The following is a 16,633-nucleotide window of genomic DNA, read 5'->3' on the forward strand; positions in this document are numbered from 1 at the left end:
AGAGAGTTGCGTCAGAGCGCTTTGACCCGGGTGTCCGGCACCGACGTCTCGAAGCGGAGCGGGTTGCGCAGTGGGCGGCCAAAGGCGGGCAGGGAGATCTCGAAGCGGTCGCCGTCGCGGGTGCGAATGTCGTCGGCGAAGCTAAGCGTGGCCGTGCCGAAAAAGTGCACGTGGACGTCTCCCGGACGGCGGAAGTTGGGATACTTGAAGTGGTGATGCTCCAGGTTGGCGAGGCTGTGCGCCATGTTGGCCTCGCCGGTGAGAAAGGGTTTCTCCCACAGTGTTGCGCCATCGCGCACGATGCGGCTCACCCCCTCCAGGTGCTCGGGGAGTGCGCCGACCAGCAGCTCCGGGCCGAAACTGCAGGCGCGCAGCTTGGAGTGGGCCAGCCAGAGGTAGTTGAAGCGCTCGGTGACATGGTCGGAGAACTCGTTGCCGATGGCGTGACCGACCCGCCAGGGGGTGCCGTCGTCGGCAATCACGTAGAGCCCGGCCAGCTCCGGCTCCTCGCCGGCATCCGCCGCGAAGGCAGGTACCGGAATATCAGCCTCCGGGGCTGCCACGCTGCTGCCGTCGCCCTTGTAGAACCACTCCGGCTGGGCGCCTTCCTGGCCCTTTTCCGGCTTGCCGTCCTCGAGTCCCAGCCGAAACATGCGCATGGAGTCAGTGAGCTGGCTCTCATCGAGTTGGGTCTGGGCGTGCATGGCATCGCGGGTGTCGGCGCTGCCCAGATGAGTGAGGCCGGTCCCGGTCACCAGGCAATGGGCAGGGTCCGGATGGGTGAGCGGTGGCAGCAAGCGTCGCTCGTTGATCAGTGCCTGGTAGTCAAGGCGAGTGTCGGTGAGTGCCGTCTCGACGACGGCTGCCAGCGGCTGGCCGGTGGCAAGGGCGCGTCGGGCCAGCTCGTAGGTGCTGTCATCGAGCAGCCTGACCTGCTCGTTAGTTTCGACCAGGGCGGCACGCACCTGGCCTTGGTAGTCACACTGGATCAGTCGCATGTCGGGTCTCATTCGATGCTGGGGCCGGTCACGCATGACCGGCCCATGGGCAGGCGGCTCAGCAGTCGCTGTTGCGGATACGGGTCAGCATGGCGTCGCCATACTGCTCGACGAAGCGCGCATGCACCGCGTCCACGGCGTCCTGGAAGGGCGTCGCATCGACCTCGGTGTTGACGGTCATGCCCTGGCCGCGCAGGTACTCCACACCCTCGTCTTCAAGCCGCGAGACCTCGGCACGGGTCGCTTCGGCACCGGCGCGGGCGGCTTCGGTGAACCAGCCGCGCTGCTCGTCGCTGAGGCCGTCGAGCAGCACCGGTGAGCCGAGGATCACCGCCGGCGAGTAGACATGCCCGGTCAGCGACAGCTGGTCCTGCACCTCGTAGAGCTTGGCCGCCGTGATCACCGTCAGCGGGTTCTCCTGGCCGTCCACGGTGCCCTGCTGCAGGGCGGTGAACAGCTCCGGCATGGCCATCGGGGTGGGGCTGGCGCCCAGGGTCTCGAAGGCGTCCTGATGAATGCGGTTCTCCATGGTGCGGATCTTCAGGCCACGGACGTCGCCAGGCTGGGTGATCTCACGGCGGCTGTTGGTGATGTGGCGAAAGCCGTTCTCGGCCCAGGCCAGCCCGACCAGATCATGCTCGCCCACCTGCCCGAGCAGCTCCTGGCCAATCTCACCGTCGAGCACACAGCGGGCCTGGTCGTAGCTGGTGAACAGGAAGGGCAGGTCGAGCACATAGGTGTCGGGCACGAAGTTGCCCAGCGGGCCGGTGGAGGTGATGACCACGTCCACGGTACCGATCTGCAGGCCCTCGATCATGGCCCGCTCGCCGCCCAGCGAGCCGCTGGGGTGCTCGGCGGCGATGAACTCGCCGCCGGAGAGCTGTTCGAGGGTCTCCTTGAAGGCGCGATAGCCTTCGCCGTAGTGGGATTCGCTGGGAATGGCGTAGCCGACGTTGACCTCGGTGGCGGCCTGGGCCGGGAGGATCAGCGCGGTGGCGACGATGCCGCCGATGGCGGCAGTGAGGGCGCGGCGTGCGAAGCGCGTGGTCATGGCAATGTCCTCGATTGTTGTTGTGGCGGTCGTTGTGATGCTTGGGTGGTGCGACGTTCAGCGGTGATATGGCTTGGGCCTCAGTTGACCTGCTGTCGTCCGGGGGACGGCAGTCAGGAGGGATTTTTCGGTATGTCATGCCCGGGTCATCTCCAGGGCAACGTCACAGATCATGTCCTCCTGGTCGCCGACTATCCTGCACCGTCCGGCCCCCACCAGGATTGTGTCATGGGGCTGTCTCGTGACCGGGACGGGGGTCTCAGGGAAATGTCGAACATAGGATGTATTTGTTCAACATAAACTTTCGTATGTATCGACTCGGCCCCTTCCCTGGCCTTAATGTCAATCGGGTCAGAAACCCGAGGCCGCCTCCTGAGACTCCCTCGGCGGCATGAACAGGAGCACTTCCCATGTCACCCAACAACAAGAAGGATCGGCGCCCGCTGCGCTCGGCCCAGTGGTTCGGCACCAACGACAAGAACGGCTTCATGTACCGCAGTTGGATGCGCAACCAGGGCATTCCCGATCACGAATTCCAGGGCAAGCCGATCATCGGCATCTGCAATACCTGGTCGGAGCTGACCCCCTGCAACGCCCATTTCCGCAAGCTGGCGGAGCACGTCAAGAAGGGGGTGCTGGAGGCGGGAGGCTTTCCCGTGGAGTTTCCGGTGTTCTCCAACGGTGAGTCCAACCTGAGGCCGACGGCGATGTTCACCCGCAACCTCGCGAGCATGGATGTGGAGGAGGCGATTCGCGGTAATCCCGTGGATGCGGTTGTGCTGCTGGTGGGGTGCGACAAGACCACCCCGGCGCTGCTGATGGGGGCGGCATCCTGCGACATTCCCACCATCGTGGTCAGCGGCGGACCGATGCTCAACGGCAAGCATCAGGGCAAGGACATCGGTTCCGGCACCGTGGTCTGGCAGCTCTCCGAGGACGTCAAGGCCGGTCGGATCTCGCTGCACGATTTCATGGCGGCCGAGGCCGGCATGTCCCGCTCCGCGGGAACCTGCAATACCATGGGAACGGCCTCCACCATGGCCTCCATGGCCGAGGCACTGGGGACCTCCCTGCCGCACAATGCGGCAATTCCGGCGGTCGACTCCCGTCGCTACGTGCTGGCCCATCTCTCGGGCATGCGTATCGTCGAGATGGTGGAGGAGGGGCTCGACCTGTCGCGGGTGCTGACGCGCGAGGCGTTCGAGAATGCCATCCGCGTCAATGCCGCCATCGGCGGTTCCACCAATGCGGTGATCCACCTCAAGGCGATCGCCGGGCGCATCGGGGTCGAGCTGGACCTCGAGGACTGGACGCGCATCGGCCGCGGTACACCGACTATCGTTGACCTCCAGCCCTCCGGGCGCTTCCTGATGGAGGACTTCTACTATGCGGGCGGGCTGCCGGCCGTGCTGCGACGACTCGGCGAGGCGGGGCGCCTGCCGCATCCCGGGGCTCTGACCGTCAACGGACAGTCGCTCTGGGACAACGTCCGGGAGGCACCGATCTACAATGATGAGGTGGTGCGTCCTCTCGACAATCCGCTCTGCGCCGACGGCAGCATGAGTATCCTGCGTGGCAACCTGGCGCCCAATGGCGCGGTACTCAAGCCGTCGGCGGCGACCCCCGAATTGATGACACACCGTGGCCAGGCGGTGGTCTTCCAGGACTTCGATGACTACAAGGCCCGTATCGACGACCCTGACCTGGCGGTGACGGCCGACAGCATTCTGGTGCTGCGCAACTGTGGCCCGCGGGGCTATCAGGGGATGGCCGAAGTGGGCAACATGGGGTTGCCGTCCAAGCTGCTCGAGCAGGGGATCACCGACATGGTGCGCATCTCGGATGCGCGCATGAGCGGCACGGCCTACGGTACCGTGGTGCTTCACGTGGCCCCGGAGGCTGCTGCCGGTGGCCCCCTGGCGGCGGTTCGTGACGGTGACTGGATCGAGCTGGACTGCGAGACGGGACGGTTGCACCTGGAGGTGAGCGACGATGAGATCGCCGCACGCCTGGCCGAGCGCGACCCGACCGAGGAATCTCGGCTGATCGCCCGTCAGGGCGGCTACCGACAGCTCTATATCGAGCGCGTGCTGCAGGCCGACGAGGGCTGCGATTTCGACTTCCTGGTGGGCAAGCGGGGAGCGGAAGTGCCGCGGCACTCCCACTGAGACGGGGTCGCGGAAGCAGATGCCGCCAGGTCAGCCCCGAGCGATGTGGCGACCTGGGTGGCAGTACTTTCAGCCGATCATCGCCGGTCGGGCAATATTCGCCCCGGATTCATCAGCCCGGCCGGGTCGAACAGGGCCTTGATGCCCTCCACCAGTTCCCGCTCTACCGGCGAGAGGCTCGCCAGATAGGCGGCCTGCTTGGTGCGGCCGATGCCATGCTCGGCGCTGAGGCTGCCGCCGAACTCATCGAGGATCTCGAACAGCCGGGTCTCCAGGTCATGGAGGTGGGCCTTCTTCTGCGCCTCGGCCAGCCCCGGCGGCGGCAGGATGTTGAAGTGCAGGTTACCGTCGCCGACGTGGCCGTAGGCGATGATCTCGCAGTCGGGGGAGCGTTCATGGATCGCCCGGCTGGCCCGTGCCACGAAGTCGGGGATCGCCGAGATGGGCACTGAGATATCGGTGCGCAAGTGCTCGCCGCGCCGCCGCTGCCCCTCCAGCATGCTCTCCCGGAACTGCCATAGCCTTGCCGCCTGGGTGTCGCTTGAGGCCAGGGCGCCGTCCCTGACCAGGTCGGCCTCCATGCCGTGAGCCAGCAGCCCTTCGAGCATGGTGTCCAGGTCCAGGGTGCCGCTTGCACTGACTTCCATCAGCACGTACCAGGGGTGCGGCGCGTCCAGCGGGTCGGTGAGCTCGGGGGTGGCCTCCATGGCGAGCTCCAGGCAGCGCCGGGGAATCAACTCGAAGGCGCTGAGAAGATCGCTGCAGTCACGCCGCGCCTGACCGTAGAGGGCGATCACCGCCTCCACCGAGGGCAGTCCGAGCAGCGCCGTGCGGCTCTGAATGGCGCGCGGCGAGAGCTTGAGCACCGCACCGGTAACGATGCCCAGCGTCCCCTCGCTGCCGAGGAACAGTTGGGTGAGGGCATAGCCGCGGTTGTCCTTGTGCAGGGCGGTCAGGCCTTCCCAGATCCGGCCGTCGGGGAGCACCACCTCAAGCCCCAGCACCAGCTGACGCATCATGCCGTGGCGCAGCACGTTGAGGCCGCCGGCGTTGGTGGCGATGTTGCCGCCGATCTGGCAGCTGCCTTGGGCGCCCAGCGAGAGCGGGAAGTCGCAGTCATGCTCGGCGGCCGCCTGCTTGACGGTCTCCAGAATGCAGCCGGCGTCCACCGTCATGGTGAAGTTGACCGGGTCGATGCCGCGGATCCGGTCCAGGCGCTCCAGGCTGATCACCAACTCGCCGCCGTCGGCGGCGGGCAGGGCGCCGGCCACCAGGCCACTGTGGCCACCCTGGGGCGTCATGGGCACTCCATGGGCCCGGCAGAGGCGCACCGTCTCGGCCACTTCCGCGGTGGAGGCGGGGCGTGCCACCGCCAGGGGCAGGCCCAGGCGCTCTCCCGCCCAGTCGCTCAGGTAGCGGGCCATGGCCGCGGGGTCGCGCAGCAGGCCGCGCTCCCCCAGGCACTGCTGCAGGGCGTCGAGCAGGGCGGCGTGCGGGTTCCGGTGGTCCATGTCAGGCCTCCTCTTGCCAGGCGGCACCGTCGGGAAAGCGGTGTCGGGCCAGGGCGTCGGGGCGCATGGTGATGCTGTAGCCCGGTGCCTCGGGGACCCGGTAGCGACCGCGCTCGATCACTACCGGATCGAGGAAGTGCTCGTGGAGGTGGTCGACATACTCCAGCACGCGCCCCTCGAGTCTGCCGGAGACGGCGATGTAGTCGAACAGCGAGAGGTGCTGGGTGTATTCGCACAGGCCCACGCCGCCGCCGTGGGGGCAGACCGGCACACCAAACTTGGCGGCCATCAGCATCACCAGGATCACCTCGTTAAGACCGCCGAGGCGGGCAGCATCGAGCTGGCAGTAGTCCAGCGCCTCGGCCTGGAAGAACTGCTTGAACATCACCTTGTTGTGGCAGTGCTCGCCGCTGGCCACGCCGATGGGGGCCACGCGGTGGCGGATCTCGGCGTGGCCGAGGATGTCATCGGGGCTGGTGGGCTCCTCGATCCACAGCGGGTCGAACTCGGCCAGACGGCGTATTTTCGCCACCGTCTCGTCGACCTCCCACACCTGGTTGGCATCCATCATCAGCACGTTGTCCCAGCCGATCTCCTCGCGCAGCAGCGCGGCACGGCTAGCATCTTCCTCGAGGTTGCCACCGATCTTCTGCTTGAAGTGGGTCCAGCCCTGGGCCAGGGCCTCACGGGCGAGGCGCCGCACCTTGTCGTCGTCGTAGCCGAGCCAGCCCGCCGAGGTGGTGTAGCCGGGGTAGCCGTCGCGGCGCATCTCGGCCTCGCGGTCGGCCTTGCCGGCCTGCCGCTGGCGAAGCAGCGCGATCGCCTCCTCCGGGGTCAGGGCGTCGGTGACGAAGCGGAAGTCCAGGCAGCGCACCAGCTGCTCCGGGGTCATGTCGGCCAGCAGCTTCCACACCGGCTTGCCCTCGCGCTTGGCCCACAGGTCCCAGAGGGCGTTGACGATGGCCGCGGTGGCCAGGTGGATGGCGCCCTTGTCGGGGCCGATCCAGCGCAGCTGGCTGTCCCCGGTGAACTCCCGCCAGAAGGCGCCCATGTTCTCGGTGATGGCGGCCAGGGAACGCCCCTCGATCAGCGGCGCCAGCGAGCGCACCGCGGTGACGACGATCTCGTTGCCACGGCCGATGGTGAAGGTCAGCCCGTGCCCTTCGGCCCCACCATCGTCGACGTGCAGGATGACGTAGGTAGCAGAGTAGTCAGGCGCGGCGTTCATGGCGTCCGAGCCATCCAGCGAGCGGGAGGTCGGGAAGCGGATGTCCTGGACCTCGACTTGGGTGATGGTGGTCATGGGGGGGCTCCGAAGTGGGGTGATCGTGCCAGAAATGCTGGATGGACTGGCGCAGCTGGCCTTGGTGCTCGTGGCTGTTCCGTCGACAAGCCTGCGGGGAGGCGCTGTGAATACGTCCTTGTACGCTACCGACGCCTTCCCTGGCGTAGGACCTCCCCTTCGGCTTGTCCCCGGCGCCACTCGCGGGGATTCACCGTTGCGCCAGGTGACGCATCAGCTCGCGGATGCCGAAGGTCCAGGGCGGCAGCCGGTCGCTGCGACCGACCGGGTTGACCAGGGCGCCCAGTGCCGGGGTGGCGATGGTGACCCGGTCGCCGAGGTGGTGGGTGAAGCCCTGGCCCGGGCCATCCCGGTCCTGGATGGGCGAGAACATGGTGCCGAGGAACAGCATGAAGCCGTCCGGGTACTGGTGGTGGTCGCCGATGGTCTGGCGGACCAGGTCGAGCGGGTCGCGGCTGATCTCGCGCATGTCGCTGGCCCCCTCGAGCCGGAAGCCGTCGTCCTCGCCCTCGATGCGCAGCGAGACCTGGCACTGGCGCACGCTGTCGAGGGAGAAGCGCTCATCGAACAGGCGGATGAACGGGCCCAGGGCGCAGGAGGCGTTGTTGTCCTTGGCCTTGCCCAGCAGCAGGGCGCTGCGCCCTTCGATGTCGCGCAGGTTGACGTCGTTGCCCAGGGTGGCGCCCTTGACCCGGCCGCGGCTGTCCACGGCGAGCACGATCTCCGGCTCGGGGTTGTTCCAGCGCGAGGCGGGATGCAGGCCCACGGCGGTACCGAAGCCCACCGAGGAGAGCGGCTGGGCCTTGGTGAACACCTCGGCGTCCGGCCCGATGCCGACCTCCATGTACTGGGACCAGGCGCCCCGCGCCTGCAGGGCCTGCTTGAGGGCCATCGCCTCGTCGGACCCCGGGGTGATGCGCGACAGGTCGGTGCCGATCATCGCCTGAAGCTCGTTGCGCAGCTCGGTGGCGCGGGCCGGATCGCCGCCCGCCTGCTCCTCGATGACCCGCTCGAGCAGGCTGACCGCGAAGGTTACGCCGCAGGCCTTCACGGCCTGGAGGTCGCTGGGCGCCAGCAGGTAGGGCGCCCGGGCCGGGCTCGCCTGGGAGTTGGCGATCAGCTCCTCGAGCCGGCCCAGCGACGGGCCCTCGGCGTTGCGTACCACCGCCAGCGGGTCGTCGTGCTCCAGCAGGTCGGCCATGGTCGGCCCATGGGCCGTGATGTCGATCACCTCGCCCTGGCGTACCGTGACCAGCGCCGGGCCGGGGCGGGCGCCATCACACCAGACGCGGCCGACCAGTCGTGCCTCGGTCAGGTCATCGGGAAGAGAATCTGCAACGGACAGGGGATTCATCGGCGCCTCCGGGTCGGCGAACTGGCGGTTGGTCCGCCAGCGCCTATCATGTTATTGATGTCGTGCTGTATGACAGGTATGCCATCTGTGACTCACTCTAGCGCACCCTCCGGTTTCGGGTCGATAGGCAATCGCCACAGGGCGAGCAGGGCGCCAGGGCAGTGGGTCGTTCATCACGCCAGCCTTCAGGAGAGTGGCATGTTCGACGAGTGGAAGGGCAAGCGGGTATTGATCACCGGCGCCAGCCGGGGGATCGGCGCGGCGGTCGCCAGGCAGTTGGGAGCCCTCGGGGCCAGGGTGGCGGTGCACTATCACGCCAGCGAAGCGCCGGCAGAAGCGGTGGTGACGGCGATCCGTGAGGCCGGCGGCGAGGCCTTCACGGTCAAGGGCGATGTCAGTCGCGCCGGCGAGGCGGCGCGGATCGTCGACGAGGCCGCCAGCGGGCTCGGCGGGCTGGACGTGCTGATCAACAACGCCGGCGACATGCTGGGCCGTGTCTCGCTGGACGAGATGGACGATGTCCAGTACGACCGGGTGATGGACCTCAACGCCCGTTCCGTGGTCATGGCAAGCCGGGCGGCACTGCCCCATTTCCGCCGCCAGGGGGGCGGCAACATCATCCATACCACCTCCATCGCCGCGCGCAACGGCGGGGGACTCGGCGCCGGCCTCTACGCCTCGGCCAAGGGCTTCGTCAGCACCCTGACCCGCAACATGGCCAAGGAACTGGCCGGCGACAACATCCGTGTCAATGGCGTGGCACCCGGTACCATCGCCACCGATTTCCATGGCCGCCACTCCAACGAGGACCACCTGGCGGCAGCCCGCGCCTCAATCCCCATGGGCCGGCTGGGCACCTCGGAGGAGTGCGTGGGGGCCTATCTGTTCCTGGCCACCGATGCGTTGAGCGGCTATGTCACCGGGCAGGTGATCGAGGTCAACGGCGGGCAGTTGATGCCATGAGCACCGCGACCCGATTCGATATCGCCATCACCATGGGCGACCCGGCCGGGATCGGCCCCGAGATCATCTGCCGGGCGCTGGCGTCGATGACGCCCGCCGAGCGCGACACCACCCTGGTGGTCGGCGACCCCGCCATCTATCGCCGCGCCGCCGACATGCTCGGTGCCGAGCTGACTTTCGCCCCCCTCGATGCCCCGGCTTCGCCGGCAGACAGCGTTGCGGTGGCGGTGGTCGAGCACCCCTCGGGCGAGGCGATGCCGGATGGACAGATCAGCGCCGCCGCCGGCGACATGGCCTTTCGCTGCGTGAAGGCGGCAGTGGACCTGGTGCAGGCGGGGCGTGCCGGGGTGATCGTCACCGCACCGCTCAACAAGGCGGCGCTGCACGCCGCCGGTCACCACTACGATGGCCATACCGGCATGCTGGCGGCGCTGACCGGGGCGCCCTCGTCGTTCATGCTGCTGGCCTCCGAGACGCTCTCGACCCTGCATGTCTCCACCCATGTGTCGCTGCGCGAGGCGATCGAACGGGTCACCCCCGAGCGCATCACTGCGACGGTCAAGGCGGGGCACACGCACCTGGTCAAGCTCGGCATGGCGTCGCCGCGCATCGCGGTGGCCGGGCTCAACCCCCACTGCGGCGAGGGCGGCATCTTCGGCGACGAGGACGACCGGATCATCGCCCCGACGGTGCGGGCGCTGCGCGAGGCCGGGCTGGACGTGCAAGGGCCGATCTCGGCGGACACCGTCTTCTATCGGGCGAGCCGCGGCGAGTTCGACCTGGTGGTGGCTCAGTACCACGACCAGGGCCATATCCCGGTGAAGCTGATCGCCTTCGACACCACGGTCAACGTCAGCCTCGGCCTGCCGATCCAGCGCACCTCGGTGGACCACGGCACGGCCTTCGATATCGCCTGGCAGGGGCGGGCGGATGCCACCAACCTGGGGTCGGCCATCGCCTATGCCCGCCGGCTGGTGGCAGGAAGCCGAGCATGAGTCGCTGTCGGGTGGCAATCATTGCCGACGACCTGACCGGGGCGCTGGATGCGGCTGCGCCTTTCGCCGCGCGCGGTGCCACGACCCGGGTGGTGATTGCGCTGGAGCAGCTCGAGGCGGCGCTGGAGGCCTGGACGGACGCGCTGCCCGAGGTGATCGCGGTCAACACCGAGTCGCGCCACCTGGCGCCGGGGCCCGCCGCTGCCAGAGTGGCATGGGCGGCTCGCTGCCTGGCGCGCGCGGCGCCCGAGCGGTGGTTCAAGAAGATCGATTCGACCCTGCGGGGGCAGGTGGTGGCCGAAACCCTGGCGCTCAGGATGGCCACCGGTCGGCGCCTACTGGTAGCCCCGGCAGTGCCGGCGCAGGGGCGCATCGTGTGCAATGCCGAAGTGCATGTGGAGGGGGTTCCCCTGGCCGCGACGGCCTATGGCCAGGATGCGCGGTCGGCACCGCCGCTGGGGCCGCTGGACACCTTGTATGCGGTCGAGGGGGTGTCCCTGAGCCGCCATCGACCGTTGTCCGAGGGACCTTTGCCGACCGACGACTGCGTCTGCGATGCCGTCAACCAGACCGATCTGAGTTACGCCTACCGGATCATGGTCGGCGAGCCTTCGCGCTGGCTGGCGGTGGGTGCCGCCGGGCTGGCGACGGTCATGGCACAGCATCTGTTCGGCCGCCTCAGGGGGCTCAAGGTGTCGCTGTCTCGCTGTCAGCACCGCCTCTACGCGGTGGGGTCGAGAAGTCCCCGCGCCGCCGCGCAGCTTGCCCTGCTGCGAGCCTCTGCCCCGGAACTACCGGTCTGCCAGGCCTTGTCACCCCAAGCTACCGCGCCTGACCGCATGGAAGCGGGGATCCTGGTGCCCGGTCCGGGCACCGGCGAGGAGACAGCCGAGGCCGTAGCCGCGGCGATGGGAGCGCAAGTCGCTCGTCTGGTGGCCCGCTGGCCGGAGGGGGCAGGACTGCTGTTGCTGACCGGCGGCGATATCGCCATGGCGGCGCTGCAGCGGCTTGGGGTGGTGTCGATCGAGGTCGTGGCCGAATGGGCGCCCGGGGTGCCCCTGGGGCGCCTGGATGGCGACCCGAATCGGCTGGTCATCACCAAGGCCGGCGGGTTCGGTGAACCGGAGTTTTTGGTGGCGCTCGAGCGAGTGCTGCCGGCCCCGGGGAAAGCCCCGGGGCGCTATGACCAAAGTTGACGATCGCGGAAGTTGCGCTGCCATCCGTGAGCGTCTAATTTGGACACTGGTGGTATGATACGTATACAGCAAGACACTTGTCTTCAGGAGAACAACAAGATGACTCATTCACGCCAACGCAAGCTCGTCCACCTGGTATCCCTGACGCTGCTGGCCTCCAGCATCGGCATGGCCGGGATGGCTCAGGCGCAGCAGAGCCTTCGCTTTGCCCACGTCTACGAGACCTCCGAACCCTTCCACAAGTGGGCCGAGTGGGCTGCAGAGCAGATCGAGGAGCGCACCGAAGGGCGCTACACCATGCAGGTCCATCCGGCCTCGTCGCTGGGCAAGGAAGAGGACATCAACGAGGGCCTCGAGCTCGGCACCGTGGATGTGATCTATACGGGGACCCAGTTCGCCGGCCGCTCCTATGGGCCGATCGGGATTGCCGGTGCTGCCTACATGTTCCGCGATTTCGATCACTGGCAGGCCTATGCCGACAGCGATCTCTTCCAGGAGATTGCCGAGGGTTACCAGAACGCGACTGGCAATGTACCTCTCGCGCTCAACTACTACGGCGAGCGTCATGTGACGGCCAACAAGGCCATCAACACGCCGGAGGACATGCAGAACCTGCGAATCCGCGTACCGAATGCGCCGCTCTACATGATGTTCCCGCGGGCAGCCGGCGCCAACCCGACGCCGATCGCCTTCGACGAGGTCTACCTGGCCCTGCAGCAGGGCGTGGTGGATGCCCAGGAGAACCCGCTGCCGACCATCCGGGCCAAGGCCTTCCACGAGGTCCAGGACTACATCAACCTGACCGGGCACATCACCGATTCGCTGATCACCATCGTGGGCGGGCCGCGCTGGAACCGTCTCTCCGAAGAGGATCGCGAGATCTTCCGCGACGTGTTCGAGGAAGCGGCACGCAACAACACCGCCGAGATCGTCCAGGCCGAGCAGGATCTGGTCGCCTGGTTCGAGGAGCAGGGCAATACCGTGCTCCAGGTGGATCGTACCCCCTTCCGTGACGTGGTGATCCCGCACCACCTCGGTGACGCGGCCACCTGGGACGAGGAGACCTACAACCGCCTGCAGGCCATCGGTCAGTAACCTTTCTCTTCATCCCGCGTCCTGCGCCGCCCGGTACGTCGGGCGGCGCAGGCAAGGAGGCCAGCCATGTCCGAACAACCCGAAGGTCAGGGGCCCGTCATCGATTTCGAGGCGGCCTTCGAGGACGATGACGACTTCCGTTTCGCCGATCACGCCGTCGAGGACTACATCACCCTCGTGGTCTTCTGGGCGCTGATCTTCGTCGTCTTCCTGCAGTTCTTCACCCGCTACGTGATGGGCGACTCCACCACCTGGACGGAGGAGATCGCCCGCTACCTGCTGATCCTGGTGGGCTTCATCGGCAGCGTGATGGCCGTGCGCAAGGGCAGCCACATCATGGTGGAGTTCTTCTACCACTACATGCCGCCTTGGCTGGTCAGGATCCTCAATATCCTAGTCGACCTGACCTGCGTGCTCTTCTACAGCATGCTGGCCTGGATCACCTTCCAGCTGGCCGGCCGCACAGGGGGCATGATGATCTCGGTGGACGTGCCCAAGAGCGTGCTCTACTACGCCGTCTGTGCCGCCTTCGTGATGATGGCCCTGCGTGGGGTCCAGCGCATGGTGAAGCACTACTTTTCCGAGCCGGGTCGCGCCTAGCCGGGCAACACCTCCCTCAATAACGACAACGCTGCAAGAGGCCCTGCATGTCCCGACTCTCCGTGATGCGTTGGCAGAAGCCCCTCGTCACTCCGCTGCTATCGACGCTGGCCGTACTCGGCTGCGTGATCCTGGCGGTGATGGGCTACCATCTCGCCTTCCTGTTCTTCTCGCTGTTTACCATGCTGGTGCTTGGCGTGCCCATCGCGGTCAGCCTGGCCGGCTCCTGCCTGATGTTCGTGCTGATCACCGGGCAGGTGCCCAACGTGGTCATCGCCCACCGCATGATCAACGGGATCGACAGCTTTCCCCTGCTGGCGATTCCCTGCTTCATCTTCGCCGGCAGTCTGATGAACAACGCCGGGATCACCGAACGCATCTTCAACTTCGCCAAGGCCCTGATGGGCTGGATGCGCGGAGGGCTGGGGCACGTCAACGTGGGGGCGAGCATCGTCTTCTCGGGGATGTCCGGCGCCGCGGTGGCCGACGCCGGTGGCCTCGGCATGATCGAGGTGAAGGCGATGAAGGATGCCGGCTATGACGAGGAGTTCGCCGTGGGCATCACCGCGGCCTCCTCGACCATCGGGCCGATCATTCCCCCCAGCCTGCCGATGGTCATCTACGGCGTGATGGCCTCGGCCTCGGTGGGGCAGCTGTTCGCCGCCGGCCTGATTCCTGGCCTGCTGATGGGTGCCATGCTGATGGGAATGATCTTCCTGATCTCCCGTCGCCGTGGCTACCAGCGTGATGCCGACTTCTCGTTTCGGGTACTGGGGTACACGTTCTCCCGGGCGTTTCTCTCGCTGATGACGCCGGTGATCATTGTCGGCGGCATCATCACCGGCGCCTTCACGCCCACCGAGGCCGCCGTGGCCGCGGTCTTCTACGCCCTGATCCTCGGCGTGGTGGTCTATCGCACCCTGACCTGGCGCAAGCTGCTGCGGGTCAGCATGGAGACCATCGAGACCACTGCGGTGATCCTGTTCATCGTCTCGGCGGCGTCGATCTTCGCCTGGATCCTGACCAGCAACCAGGTCACCCAAAGCGTCATCGCTCTGCTCGGTCCCTTCGCCGACAGCAAGGTGGCGGTGCTGATGATGAGCAACATCGTGCTGATCATCGTCGGCTGCTTCATGGAGACCATTGCCGCCATCACCATTCTGGTGCCGGTGCTGCTGCCGCTGGCCGTCGCGGTGGGGGTCGATCCGGTGCATTTCGGGGTGATCATGGTGCTCAACCTGATGATCGGCCTGCTGACGCCGCCGGTGGGCATGGTGCTCTACGTGCTCTCCCGCGTGGCCAACGTCAGCTTCGAGCGCTGCATGCGTGGCACCATCCCCTTCCTGATCCCGCTGGTGATCTGCCTGCTGCTGGTGACCTTCATCCCGTCGCTGTCCATGTGGCTGCCCACCCTGGTCTACCGCTGATACCCCGAGAGGAGCCGATTGACGATGAACGATACCCGGCATGACCCGCCACAGCAGGAGGTCCGCGTCGCGGTCGAGGACCTGGAGCGCTTCATGGGCGAGGCGCTGACGCGGGCCGGTGCGGACACGGCCTCCTCGGCCGCGGTCACCCGCGCCCTGGTCACGGCCTCGCGCATGGGCACCGACAGCCACGGCCTGCGGCTGCTGCCGCACTACATTAGGGCCCTCAAGGGAGGGCGGGTCACGGGGGCGCCGGAGATGCGTTTCGCGCGGCGACTGCCGGCCACCGGCGTCCTCGACGCCGGGGATGGCTTCGGCCACCTGGCCGGCTACACCGCCATGACCCACGCGGTGGAGATGGCCTTCGAGGTCGGGCTTGGCGCAGTGGCGGTGGGGCACTCCTCCCACTTCGGCGCCGCCGGCTGCTATGCGCTGGCCGCCGCCGAACGCGGCATGATCGGCCTGGCCGTCTGCAACTCCGACCCCTTCGTGCTGCTCCACCAGGGGCTGTCGCCCTTCCATGGCACCAATCCGATCGCCTTCGCCGCGCCGGTAGAGGGGCAGTCGCCCTACCTGCTGGACATGGCCACCAGTTCGGTGCCCTGGAACCGCGTGCAGCAGTATGGGGCCATCGGGCGCGAGCTGCCGGACCAGGTTGCTGCCGACGCCGAGGGCCGGGTGACCCGGGTGCCGGCCGAGGTGGCGGCCCTGCTGCCCCTGGGCGGTAGCGACTTCGGCTTCAAGGGGGCGGGGCTCGGCGGCATGGTGGAGGTGCTGAGCTCGACCCTCTCCGGCATGCTCAACGGCTTCAGGCTGCTGCCCATGGGCGGGCCGGACATGGCGACGCCGCGCGGGGTCGGGCACTTCTTTCTGGCCCTGAACCCGGCGGCCTTCGTCGACCGGGAGACCTTCGCGGCCCGCCTGGCCGAGTACCTGGCCGACCTGCGCGCCCAGCCGGCGGTCGACGGGGCCGAGGTGCTGGCCCCCGGAGATCGCGAGTGGCGCTGCCTGGCGCGACGCGACGCCGAGGGCATCCCTCTCGACAGCGCCAACCAGGTCGCCTACGCGACCCTGGCCGAGACCCTGGACGTACGGCCGCTGCGGCATCTGGCCTGAGCGGGGCAGGGCCGGAATGCGGTAAGATGGACACTCTGAACACCGGGTCACCAGGAGAATCAGCCCATGTCTCGATATCGGATCGAGCGCAAGACGCTTTCCGAGCAGGTCGCCGAGCAGCTCGAGGCGGACATCCTCGACGGGCGGCTTGGCGAGAACGACCAGCTGCCCTCCGAGCGCGAGCTGATGGAGCAGTTCGGCGTCGGGCGCCCGGCAGTGCGCGAGGCGCTGTTCCACCTGCAGCAGCTCGGGCTGATCGCCATCAACAGCGGGACCCGCGCCCGGGTGATTCGGCCCACCGCAGAGGCGGTGATGGCGCGGCTCTCCGGGGTGACTCGCCAGCTGCTCTCCAAGCCCGACGGCCAGCAGTACTTCCAGGAGGCCCGGGCGCTGTTCGAGATCTCGCTGGCCCGCTATGCGGCCCGCCATGCCGGCGACGAGGACCTGGCGCGCCTGCGCGAGGCGCTCCAGGAGAACCGTGACGCGGTGGGCGACGAGGCGCGCTTCAAGCGCTCCGACAACGACTTCCACGGCGTGCTGGCGAGCATCGCCCGCAACCCCATCTTCGACGCCATCCACGTGGCGCTCTCCGAGTGGCTCGATGACCGCCGCGCCCAGGTGCTGCAGCAGAAGGACGAGGATAAGGCGGCGCTGGCGGCGCACACCGAGATCGTCGAGGCCATCGAGTCCCGCGACCCCGACGCCGCCGAGGCGGCCATGCGCCGCCACCTGGATCGCCACTACGGCACCTACATGCAGCTCAAGAAGCGCCTTTCCGACGCGGGATAGTCCGCCCGTTCGCCATGAGGAACGAGAAGGCCCGCCCCTCAGGGGGCGGGCCTTTGCCTAGGAGCCT

The 16,633-nt window shown here is 67.6% G+C and carries 15 protein-coding genes; 9 read left to right on the top strand and 6 right to left on the bottom strand.

Annotation, left to right across the window (positions count from 1 at the left end; translation table 11 throughout):
* Positions 1 to 11: 11 nt before the first annotated feature.
* The 3 genes from araD1 to HIR79_RS18825 form a co-directional block, all read right to left on the bottom strand.
* Positions 12 to 998, bottom strand: a complete 987-nt coding sequence (gene araD1 / locus HIR79_RS10235) for an AraD1 family protein (protein ID WP_169958276.1) — start codon at positions 996 to 998, stop codon at positions 12 to 14.
* A 58-nt stretch (positions 999 to 1,056) separates the two neighbouring features.
* The gene (locus tag HIR79_RS10240) at positions 1,057 to 2,049 is read right to left on the bottom strand and encodes a TRAP transporter substrate-binding protein (RefSeq protein ID WP_169958277.1); all 993 of its coding nucleotides are present in this window, start codon (positions 2,047 to 2,049) and stop codon (positions 1,057 to 1,059) included.
* 135 nt (positions 2,050 to 2,184) lie between these two features.
* Positions 2,185 to 2,271: a 4-hydroxy-2-oxovalerate aldolase family protein gene (locus tag HIR79_RS18825; protein ID WP_169959537.1), complete on the bottom strand. Its 87-nt coding sequence runs from the start codon at positions 2,269 to 2,271 to the stop codon at positions 2,185 to 2,187.
* Positions 2,272 to 2,459: 188 nt separating this feature from the next.
* Here HIR79_RS18825 and HIR79_RS10250 point away from each other — a divergent pair, with 188 nt between their 5' ends.
* Positions 2,460 to 4,217, top strand: coding sequence for an IlvD/Edd family dehydratase (locus HIR79_RS10250; protein WP_169958278.1), 1,758 nt, complete (start codon positions 2,460 to 2,462; stop codon positions 4,215 to 4,217).
* 77 nt (positions 4,218 to 4,294) lie between these two features.
* Here HIR79_RS10250 and HIR79_RS10255 read toward each other — a convergent pair whose 3' ends face one another.
* The 3 genes from HIR79_RS10255 to HIR79_RS10265 all read right to left on the bottom strand — a co-directional run bounded on the left by HIR79_RS10255 (position 4,295) and on the right by HIR79_RS10265 (position 8,385).
* On the bottom strand, positions 4,295 to 5,728 hold the full coding sequence (locus HIR79_RS10255) for an FAD-binding oxidoreductase (protein WP_169958279.1): 1,434 nt from the start codon (positions 5,726 to 5,728) through the stop codon (positions 4,295 to 4,297).
* 1 nt (position 5,729) lies between these two features.
* Positions 5,730 to 7,031, bottom strand: coding sequence for an L-fuconate dehydratase (locus tag HIR79_RS10260; RefSeq protein WP_169958280.1), 1,302 nt, complete (start codon positions 7,029 to 7,031; stop codon positions 5,730 to 5,732).
* Positions 7,032 to 7,221: 190 nt separating this feature from the next.
* A complete protein-coding gene (locus HIR79_RS10265) occupies positions 7,222 to 8,385 on the bottom strand; it encodes a fumarylacetoacetate hydrolase family protein (protein ID WP_169958281.1) in 1,164 nt (387 codons plus the stop codon).
* A gap of 198 nt (positions 8,386 to 8,583) precedes the next feature.
* On the opposite strand from HIR79_RS10265, the gene HIR79_RS10270 reads away from it, so the two are divergent.
* The 8 genes from HIR79_RS10270 (at position 8,584) to nanR (ending at position 16,566) form a co-directional block, all read left to right on the top strand.
* Positions 8,584 to 9,348, top strand: a complete 765-nt coding sequence (locus HIR79_RS10270; RefSeq protein ID WP_169958282.1) for an SDR family NAD(P)-dependent oxidoreductase — start codon at positions 8,584 to 8,586, stop codon at positions 9,346 to 9,348.
* The gene (gene pdxA, locus HIR79_RS10275) at positions 9,345 to 10,343 is read left to right on the top strand and encodes a 4-hydroxythreonine-4-phosphate dehydrogenase PdxA (RefSeq protein ID WP_169958283.1); all 999 of its coding nucleotides are present in this window, start codon (positions 9,345 to 9,347) and stop codon (positions 10,341 to 10,343) included. The genes HIR79_RS10270 and pdxA overlap by 4 nt, the downstream gene beginning before the upstream one ends.
* Positions 10,340 to 11,539: a four-carbon acid sugar kinase family protein gene (locus HIR79_RS10280; RefSeq protein WP_169958284.1), complete on the top strand. Its 1,200-nt coding sequence runs from the start codon at positions 10,340 to 10,342 to the stop codon at positions 11,537 to 11,539. The genes pdxA and HIR79_RS10280 overlap by 4 nt, the downstream gene beginning before the upstream one ends.
* Before the next feature lie 99 nt (positions 11,540 to 11,638).
* The gene (locus HIR79_RS10285) at positions 11,639 to 12,634 is read left to right on the top strand and encodes a sialic acid TRAP transporter substrate-binding protein SiaP (RefSeq protein ID WP_169958285.1); all 996 of its coding nucleotides are present in this window, start codon (positions 11,639 to 11,641) and stop codon (positions 12,632 to 12,634) included.
* 66 nt (positions 12,635 to 12,700) lie between these two features.
* Complete coding sequence (locus HIR79_RS10290; protein ID WP_169958286.1) at positions 12,701 to 13,234, top strand: TRAP transporter small permease; 534 nt, start codon at positions 12,701 to 12,703, stop codon at positions 13,232 to 13,234.
* A 47-nt stretch (positions 13,235 to 13,281) separates the two neighbouring features.
* Positions 13,282 to 14,661: a TRAP transporter large permease gene (locus tag HIR79_RS10295; protein WP_249322112.1), complete on the top strand. Its 1,380-nt coding sequence runs from the start codon at positions 13,282 to 13,284 to the stop codon at positions 14,659 to 14,661.
* Positions 14,662 to 14,685: 24 nt separating this feature from the next.
* Complete coding sequence (locus HIR79_RS10300) at positions 14,686 to 15,777, top strand: Ldh family oxidoreductase (protein WP_169958287.1); 1,092 nt, start codon at positions 14,686 to 14,688, stop codon at positions 15,775 to 15,777.
* A 66-nt stretch (positions 15,778 to 15,843) separates the two neighbouring features.
* A complete protein-coding gene (gene nanR / locus HIR79_RS10305) occupies positions 15,844 to 16,566 on the top strand; it encodes a transcriptional regulator NanR (RefSeq protein ID WP_169958288.1) in 723 nt (240 codons plus the stop codon).
* Positions 16,567 to 16,633: the final 67 nt, after the last annotated feature.

This window comes from Halomonas sp. PGE1 (genome assembly GCF_013000985.1).
Lineage (GTDB): Bacteria > Pseudomonadota > Gammaproteobacteria > Pseudomonadales > Halomonadaceae > Halomonas > Halomonas alkalicola.

What these genes read in the sequence shown, in the direction of transcription:
- HIR79_RS10300 (WP_169958287.1), top strand. Translation starts at nt 14,686, where the DNA reads ATGAACGATACCCGGCATGACCCGCCACAGCAGGAGGTCCGCGTCGCG.
- HIR79_RS10250 (WP_169958278.1), top strand. Translation starts at nt 2,460, where the DNA reads ATGTCACCCAACAACAAGAAGGATCGGCGCCCGCTGCGCTCGGCCCAG.
- HIR79_RS10290 (WP_169958286.1), top strand. Translation starts at nt 12,701, where the DNA reads ATGTCCGAACAACCCGAAGGTCAGGGGCCCGTCATCGATTTCGAGGCG.
- HIR79_RS10295 (WP_249322112.1), top strand. Translation starts at nt 13,282, where the DNA reads ATGTCCCGACTCTCCGTGATGCGTTGGCAGAAGCCCCTCGTCACTCCG.
- HIR79_RS10255 (WP_169958279.1), bottom strand. Translation starts at nt 5,728, where the DNA reads ATGGACCACCGGAACCCGCACGCCGCCCTGCTCGACGCCCTGCAGCAG.
- pdxA (WP_169958283.1), top strand. Translation starts at nt 9,345, where the DNA reads ATGAGCACCGCGACCCGATTCGATATCGCCATCACCATGGGCGACCCG.
- HIR79_RS10270 (WP_169958282.1), top strand. Translation starts at nt 8,584, where the DNA reads ATGTTCGACGAGTGGAAGGGCAAGCGGGTATTGATCACCGGCGCCAGC.
- araD1 (WP_169958276.1), bottom strand. Translation starts at nt 998, where the DNA reads ATGCGACTGATCCAGTGTGACTACCAAGGCCAGGTGCGTGCCGCCCTG.
- nanR (WP_169958288.1), top strand. Translation starts at nt 15,844, where the DNA reads ATGTCTCGATATCGGATCGAGCGCAAGACGCTTTCCGAGCAGGTCGCC.
- HIR79_RS10240 (WP_169958277.1), bottom strand. Translation starts at nt 2,049, where the DNA reads ATGACCACGCGCTTCGCACGCCGCGCCCTCACTGCCGCCATCGGCGGC.
- HIR79_RS10280 (WP_169958284.1), top strand. Translation starts at nt 10,340, where the DNA reads ATGAGTCGCTGTCGGGTGGCAATCATTGCCGACGACCTGACCGGGGCG.
- HIR79_RS10265 (WP_169958281.1), bottom strand. Translation starts at nt 8,385, where the DNA reads ATGAATCCCCTGTCCGTTGCAGATTCTCTTCCCGATGACCTGACCGAG.
- HIR79_RS10285 (WP_169958285.1), top strand. Translation starts at nt 11,639, where the DNA reads ATGACTCATTCACGCCAACGCAAGCTCGTCCACCTGGTATCCCTGACG.
- HIR79_RS10260 (WP_169958280.1), bottom strand. Translation starts at nt 7,031, where the DNA reads ATGACCACCATCACCCAAGTCGAGGTCCAGGACATCCGCTTCCCGACC.